Raw genomic sequence first — 7,484 nt, 5'->3', positions numbered from 1 at the left:
GGCGCACCCTCACCGCGGACCCGTCCGCCGGCCCCGGGCCCGGCCGGCCGGGCCGGACCACCGCGGCCGCGGACCTGCGCCGCCCGCCGGACGGCGCCCGGCCGGGAGTGTACGAGGCCGCGGCGCGCGCCACCCGGAACCTGCTGGACCGCCAGGACCCCGAGGGCTGGTGGAAGGGCGACCTGGAGACCAACGTCACCATGGACGCGGAGGACCTCCTGCTACGGCAGTTCCTCGGGATCCGGGACGAGGCCACCACCCAGGCCGCAGCCCTCTTCATCCGCGGCGAACAGCGGGAGGACGGCACCTGGGCCACCTTCCACGGCGGACCGCCCGAACTGTCCGCCACCATCGAGGCCTACGTCGCGCTGCGTCTCGCCGGGGACGCGCCGGACGCCCCGCACATGAGCCGTGCCTCGGCCTGGATCCGGGCCCACGGCGGGATCGCCGCAGCCCGCGTCTTCACCCGGATCTGGCTGGCCCTCTTCGGCTGGTGGAACTGGGACCACCTGCCCGAACTCCCGCCCGAGCTGGTCTTCCTGCCGCCCTGGGTGCCCCTGAACATCTACGACTTCGGCTGCTGGGCCCGCCAGACCATCGTCCCGCTCACCGTGGTCTCCGCACTGCGCCCGGTCCGCCCGGCACCCTTCGCCCTCGACGAGCTGCACGCCGACGCGCGGACGCCCAACCCCGCCCGCAGACTCGCCCCGCTGACCAGCTGGGACGGCGCCTTCCAGCGGATGGACAAGGCCCTGCACGTCTACCGGCGGTTCGCCCCGCGCAGGCTGCGCCGGGCCGCGATGACCACGGCCGGCCGCTGGATCGTCGAACGCCAGGAGAACGACGGCTGCTGGGGCGGGATCCAACCCCCCGCCGTGTACTCGGTCATCGCCCTGCACCTGCTCGGCTACGACCTCGGACATCCGGTGATGCGCGCCGGACTGGAGTCCCTGGAGCGGTTCGCGGTGTGGCGCGCGGACGGCGCCCGGATGATCGAGGCATGCCAGTCCCCGGTGTGGGACACCTGCCTCGCCGCGATCGCCCTGGCCGACGCGGGCCTGCGCCCCGACCACCCGGCGCTGGTCAGGGCAGCCGACTGGATGCTCGGCGAGGAGATCGTCCGCAAGGGCGACTGGGCCGTACGCCGGCCCGGCCTCGCCCCCGGCGGCTGGGCGTTCGAGTTCCACAACGACACCTACCCCGACATCGACGACACGGCCGAGGTGGTCCTCGCCCTGCGCCGGATCAAGCACCCGGACCCGGCCCGGGTCGAGGGGGCCATCGCCCGCGGGGTGTCCTGGAACCTCGGCATGCAGTCGAAGAACGGAGCGTGGGGCGCCTTCGACGCCGACAACACCAGCCCCCTGCCCAACAAGCTGCCCTTCTGCGACTTCGGCGAGGTCATCGACCCGCCCTCGGCCGACGTCACCGCCCACGTGGTGGAGATGCTCGCCTTCGAGGGCCGGGCCGGGGACGCCCGCACCCGGCGCGGCATCGCCTGGCTGCTCGCCGAACAGGAGGCGTTCGGCGGCTGGTTCGGCCGCTGGGGCACCAACTACGTGTACGGGACCGGCTCGGTGGTCCCGGCCCTCACCGCCGCGGGCATCGCCCCGGGACATCCGGCGATCCGGCGGGCCGTGCGCTGGCTGGAATCCGTACAGAACGAGGACGGCGGGTGGGGCGAGGACCAGCGCTCCTACAAGGACCCGTCCTGGGCCGGGAAGGGCGCCTCGACCCCCTCGCAGACCGCCTGGGCGCTCATGGCCCTGCTGTCGGCCGGCGAGCGCGAGGGCAAGGCCGTCGAGCGGGGCATCGCCCACCTCGTGGAGACCCAGAAGGAGGACGGCACCTGGGACGAGCCCTACTTCACCGGCACCGGCTTCCCCTGGGACTTCTCCATCAACTACCACCTGTACCGGCAGGTGTTCCCGCTCACCGCGCTCGGCCGCTACCTGTACGGGGAACCGTTCGCGCCGGCCGCAGCGCGCCCGGCAGCGGCCGGGGAGGCATGATGTCCGCCGACGGGGACCGGGCCCGCGGGCCGGACCCGCTGCTGGTGGCCTGCGCACTGCGCATCGAGCAGGCGGCGCTGCGCAGCGCCGGCCGCGGTCCGGGGCGCGGATCGGCCGGAGGGTACGTCCTGCTGCGCACCGGGATGGGCCCACGCGCGGCCGAGCGGGTCCTCGGCCGGGCACTGGAGCGCCCGGGAACGGACCGGGCCGCCGTCCTCGCGACGGGGTTCTGCGCCGGGCTGGTCCCCGGCATGCACCCCGGGGACCTGGTCATCGCGGAGGAGACCCGGGACCCGCGGGGGATCGTCACCTGCACCGGCAGCGCCCTGCTCGCCGAGGCACTGGCCCGGGCCGCGCCCGGCCGGACCGTGCACCGCGGCGCGCTGACCGGATCCGACCACGTCGTCCGCGGCCAGGAGCGCGCGCAGCTGCGCTCCACCGGAGCCATCGCCGTCGACATGGAGTCCGCGGCCACCCTGTGGACCGCCACCCGGGGCGGTGGGCGTCCGGTTGCGGCCGTCCGGGTGATCGTGGACGCTCCGGAGCACGAGCTCGTCCGTATCGGCACGGTTCGCGGGGGAATATCGGCCTTCCGTGTCCTGCGTGCCGTACTGCCCGCGTTTCATGAATGGCACCGTTCGTTGCTGCTCCCCAGGAGGTGAGCCAGATGGCCATGCCGCTGCGCCAGTCCATCAGGGTCGGGACGTATCTTCTCGAACAGAAGCTCCGCAAACGCGAGAAGTTCCCGCTGATCGTCGAACTGGAACCGCTCTACGCCTGCAACCTGGCCTGTGAGGGGTGCGGGAAGATCCAGCACCCGGCCGGGGTGCTCAAGCAGCGCATGCCGGTCGCCCAGGCGGTCGGCGCCGTGCTGGAGTCCGGTGCGCCCATGGTGTCCATCGCGGGCGGCGAGCCCTTGATGCACCCGCAGATCCACGAGATCGTCCGACAGTTGGTGGCCAGGCGGAAGTACGTATTCCTCTGCACCAACGCGATGCTGCTGCGCAAGAAGATCGAGAAATTCACCCCCTCCCCCTATTTCGCCTTCGCCGTGCACATCGACGGTCTGCGCGAGCGCCACGACGAGTCGGTGGCCAAGGAGGGCGTCTTCGACGAGGCGGTCGCCGCCATCAAGGAGGCGAAGAAGCGCGGATTCCGGGTGACGACCAACTCCACCTTCTTCAACACCGACACCCCGCAGACCATCATCGAGGTACTCAACTACCTCAATGACGACCTCCAGGTCGACGAAATGATGATCTCGCCCGCCTACGCCTACGAGAAGGCGCCCGACCAGGAGCACTTCCTGGGCGTCGAACAGACCCGAGAACTCTTCAGGAAGGCCTTCGCGGGCGGCAACCGGCGCCGCTGGCGGCTCAACCACTCCCCGCTCTTCCTGGACTTCCTGGAAGGAAAGGCCGATTTCCCCTGCACGGCCTGGGCCATTCCGAATTACTCCCTCTTCGGCTGGCAGCGCCCCTGCTATCTGATGAGCGACGGTTACGTACCGACGTACCGTGAGCTCATCAACGACACCGACTGGGACAAGTACGGCCGCGGTAAGGACCCGCGCTGCGCGAACTGCATGGCGCACTGCGGCTACGAGCCCACCGCCGTCCTCGCCACCATGGGCTCCCTCAAGGAAACCCTGCGCGCGGCCCGGGAGACCGTGGCCGGCAACCGGGACAAGCCGGCATGACCGGGCGGCCACAGGAGGAAAGGGGCGGCCGGGGCCAGGGCTTCGACCTCGGCGCCCTGCTGGCCGAGCGCGGGGCGGAGCGGTACGAGCTGCACGCCCGGCACCTCAACCACCAGTTGCCCCGCATGCTGCACACCATCGGCTTCGACAAGGTCTACGAGCGGGCCGAGGGCGCCCACTTCTGGGACGCCGAGGGCAACGACTACCTGGACATGCTGGCCGGGTTCGGGGTGATGGGCCTGGGCCGGCACCACCCGGTCGTCCGCCGGGCCCTGCACGACGTCCTGGACGCCCAGCTCGCCGACCTCACCCGCTTCGACTGCCAGCCGCTGCCGGGACTGCTCGCCGAGAAGCTGCTCTCGTACAGCCCCCACCTGGACCGGGTCTTCTTCGGCAACAGCGGCACCGAGGCGGTGGAGACGGCCCTGAAGTTCGCCCGGTACGCCACCGGGCGCCCCAGGATCCTCTACTGCGACCACGCCTTCCACGGGCTGACCGCGGGCTCCCTCTCGGTGAACGGGGAGAGCGGGTTCCGCGACGGCTTCGCACCGCTGCTCCCCGACACGAGGATCGCGCTCGGGGACCTCCCGGCCCTGGAGCGCGAGCTGAAGCGCGGGGACGTGGCCGCCCTCGTCGTCGAACCGGTCCAGGGCAAGGGGGTCCTGGCCGCCCCGCCCGGATTCCTGCTCGCCGCGCAGGAGATGCTGCACCGGCGGGGGGCGCTGCTCATCGCGGACGAGGTGCAGACCGGCCTCGGACGTACCGGGGACTTCTACGCGTATCAGTACGAGCCGGGCGTGGAGCCGGACCTGCTGTGCGTGGCGAAGGCGCTGTCGGGCGGATACGTCCCGGTCGGCGCGACCCTGGGCAAGGACTGGATCTTCAAGAAGGTCTACTCGTCCATGGACCGGGTGCTCGTGCACTCCGCGAGCTTCGGGTCCAATGCCCAGGCCATGGCGGCGGGCCTCGCGGTCCTGTCCGTCATGGAGGACGAGGAGGTCGTGGCGAACGCCCGGGTCATGGGCGACCTGCTGCGCGGGCGCCTCGCCGCGCTGGTGGACGAGTACGAGCTGCTGCACGAGGTGCGGGGGCGCGGGCTCATGATCGGCATCGAATTCGGCCGGCCCACCTCGCTGGGCCTGCGCAGCCGGTGGACCATGCTGCAGGCGGCCCGCAAGGGGCTCTTCGCGCAGATGGTCGTGGTGCCGCTGCTCCAGAAGCACCGGATCCTCACCCAGGTGTCCGGGGACCACCTGGAGGTGATCAAGCTGATTCCGCCGCTGATCGTGGACGAGGGGGACGTGGACCGCTTCGTCGGGGCCTTCCGCGAGGTCATGGACGAGGCGCACGGCGGGTCCGGGCTGATCTGGGACTTCGGCAGGACGCTGGTGAAGCAGGCCGTCGCGACGCGCTGACGGCCCGCCCACCCCGTGAGGGAACCGGTCCGGCCGGTTCCCTCCTCCGTCAGATGAGGAGCCGGTCGCGCAGCCGGCCGAGGGTCTCGGGCGTCAGCCCGAGGCCCTCTTCCAGGTAGCGGTCCACCCCGCCCCAGACCTCGTCGATGGTGTCGAAGGCGGCCGCCAGGTACTCGGCGCGGGCGTCGAAGAGCGGCGCGAGTATCTCCATCACCTCGGGGGAGCGGGCGCCCGCCGACTCGTCGGTGCGGCGCACGCGATAGCGGCGGTGCGGGGCGTTCGACTCCAGGTAGTCCGTCACGATCGCCTCGCGCTCGACGCCCAGCGCGAGCAGGGTGACGGCGATCGACAGGCCGGCCCGGTCCTTGCCGGCCGCGCAGTGCATGAGCGCGGGCACGCTGTCCTCGGCGAGGGCGTGCACGACCCGGCTGTGCTCGGCGGTGCGCTGCCGGATGATCTCGCGGTACGAGTGCGACATCCGGGCCGCGGCCTTGCCGTCGCCCAGGATCGCGCGGAGCTGGACGAGGTCGCCGTCGCGGACCAGTCGCCAGAACTCCCGTCCGTCGGCCGGGTCCGAGAGCGGGATGCTGACGTTCCGGACGCCGGGCAGCTCGACGTCCGGCCCCTCCAGTGCGTGGTCGGCGACGTTGCGGAAGTCGAAGATGGTGTGGAGGCCGAGCGAGGCGAGAAACTCTGCGTCGCTTTCGGTGGCATGTGCGAGATGTCCGCTTCGGAACAGTCGTCCCGTACTGACCGTTCGCCCATCAGAAGTCGGCAATCCGCCCACATCGCGGAAATTGCGCACTCCGGACAGTTCCGGCTCCTGTATCTGCTGGGTCAAAGCAACTCCTCCGCCATGCCGTGGGTCCTCTGTCCGAATTACACTACTTGGCGCCAACTTGCCATATCCGGAGGCGAGATCGGCCACGTCCCCGTGAGCCAGATCATACGGTGACCGTGAGTGGCTGATCGCCAAAGGCGAATGGCCCCGTCGGAGCGGTTGTTGGCGGGCGGGAATGGACGGAGGGTGACGGGAATTCCGTCGGTCCCTCATGTCTGTGATTCCGTCAGGAAATTCGCCGCTTGTTCCGTGCGGCCGCAAGGGATTACCTTCGCGATCGATCCGGGTGGACCGCCAAATCCTGCCGCCTCCCGGAAACCGCATCCGACCTATTCGCGCGGCAGGAGCGGGGGAACCAGGTAAGCCGCTGTCCCGGAGATCTTTTCGCCGGGACGGCTCGGGGTGAAGTCGTTCATGGTCCCGTACATGTGCGGCCGGACATCTCCAGTCCGAACCCGACAGCTCACCTCGCAGGCGCCGGAGAGGAAATTCGTCATGCCTGCACAGGGTAAGCACCGCCGCCCCAAGTCCCTTTCCCTTCCGCGCGGTTTCGCCGCCGCCGGAACCGGTGGCGCCGTCCTCGCGCTGCCGCTCATCGGTGCCGCCGGCGCCCACGCGGCCGGCGCCCCGGCCGCCGCGACCGCGGTGACCCCCGCGGTGGTGTCGCAGGCCCCCCTCGCCCCGCTGTCGGCGCCCGTCGCCGCCGTGCAGGCCGCGCCCACCGTCTACACCGTCGTCCCGGGCGACTACCTCTCCAAGATCGCCGCGGAGCGCCACCTGTCCGGTGGCTGGCAGCGGCTCTACGCCGACAACCGCGAGGCGGTCGGTGGCAACCCGTCGCTGATCCACCCGGGCCTGAAGCTGCACCTCGGCGGTTCCGGCGAGGCGGCTCCCTCCGAGGCCGAGGCCGCCCCGGCCCCGAAGGCCGAGCCCGACGCGAAGCCGGCCGCGCAGGCCGCCCCGAAGCCGGTCCGCAAGCAGGCCGAGCAGGCCGCCCCGGCGCGGCGGGAAGCCGCCACCGAGTCCCGGGCCGAGGCCCCCGCCGCCGCCCCGCAGTCGGCCGCCGGCTTCGTGGCCCCGGTCGGCGGTGGCATCTCCACCCAGTACAAGGTCGCCGGCAGCATGTGGTCCTCCGGCTACCACACCGGCGTCGACTTCATCGCGAGCTCCGGCACCACCGTCAAGGCCGTCGGCGCGGGCACCGTGGTCTCCGCCGGCTGGAGCGGTTCGTACGGCAACGAGGTCGTCATCCGGCACGCGGACGGCATGTACTCCCAGTACGCCCACCTCTCCCAGCTCTCCGTCTCCTCCGGCCAGAGCGTGACCGCCGGCCAGGCCATCGGACTCTCCGGCTCCACCGGCAACTCGACCGGCCCGCACCTGCACTTCGAGATCCGCACGACCCCGTCCTACGGCTCGGACATGGACCCGATCGCCTACCTCCGCTCCAAGGGCGCGAGCCTCTGACGGCACCCGCCGCCGGAGCACCGACACGCGTGAGGCCGGGACCCGAGGGG

The 7,484-nt window shown here is 71.6% G+C and carries 6 protein-coding genes and 1 riboswitch; of the genes, 5 read left to right on the top strand and 1 reads right to left on the bottom strand.

Going from position 1 to position 7,484, the window contains the following annotated elements:
- From shc to ACWGIU_RS23580, 4 genes are all read left to right on the top strand, one after another.
- Positions 1 to 2,012, top strand: a 2,012-nt coding sequence (gene shc / locus ACWGIU_RS23595) for a squalene--hopene cyclase (RefSeq protein ID WP_453708793.1), incomplete at its 5' end; no start/stop codon positions are given.
- Positions 2,012 to 2,674, top strand: coding sequence for a phosphorylase family protein (locus ACWGIU_RS23590; RefSeq protein WP_453708795.1), 663 nt, complete (start codon positions 2,012 to 2,014; stop codon positions 2,672 to 2,674). The genes shc and ACWGIU_RS23590, both read left to right, overlap by 1 nt.
- 5 nt (positions 2,675 to 2,679) lie before the next feature.
- Positions 2,680 to 3,711, top strand: coding sequence for an adenosyl-hopene transferase HpnH (gene hpnH, locus ACWGIU_RS23585; protein WP_453708792.1), 1,032 nt, complete (start codon positions 2,680 to 2,682; stop codon positions 3,709 to 3,711).
- Entirely contained in the window at positions 3,708 to 5,126 is a 1,419-nt protein-coding gene (locus tag ACWGIU_RS23580) for an aspartate aminotransferase family protein (RefSeq protein WP_453708790.1), read from the top strand. The genes hpnH and ACWGIU_RS23580 overlap by 4 nt, the downstream gene beginning before the upstream one ends.
- Before the next feature lie 49 nt (positions 5,127 to 5,175).
- Here the strand turns inward: ACWGIU_RS23580 and ACWGIU_RS23575 are convergent, their stop codons facing one another.
- Positions 5,176 to 5,967 carry a tyrosine-protein phosphatase gene (locus ACWGIU_RS23575; RefSeq protein WP_453708788.1) on the bottom strand — a complete coding sequence of 264 codons (792 nt, stop codon included), beginning with the start codon at positions 5,965 to 5,967 and terminating at the stop codon, positions 5,176 to 5,178.
- 315 nt (positions 5,968 to 6,282) lie between these two features.
- Positions 6,283 to 6,459: riboswitch (cyclic di-AMP (ydaO/yuaA leader) on the top strand.
- Positions 6,460 to 6,462: 3 nt separating this feature from the next.
- On the opposite strand from ACWGIU_RS23575, the gene ACWGIU_RS23570 reads away from it, so the two are divergent.
- Positions 6,463 to 7,434: a M23 family metallopeptidase gene (locus ACWGIU_RS23570; protein ID WP_453708787.1), complete on the top strand. Its 972-nt coding sequence runs from the start codon at positions 6,463 to 6,465 to the stop codon at positions 7,432 to 7,434.
- Positions 7,435 to 7,484: the final 50 nt, after the last annotated feature.

It is taken from the genome of Streptomyces sp. NPDC054840 (genome assembly GCF_053611065.1).
This window is presented reverse-complemented; position numbering and strand designations above follow the sequence as displayed.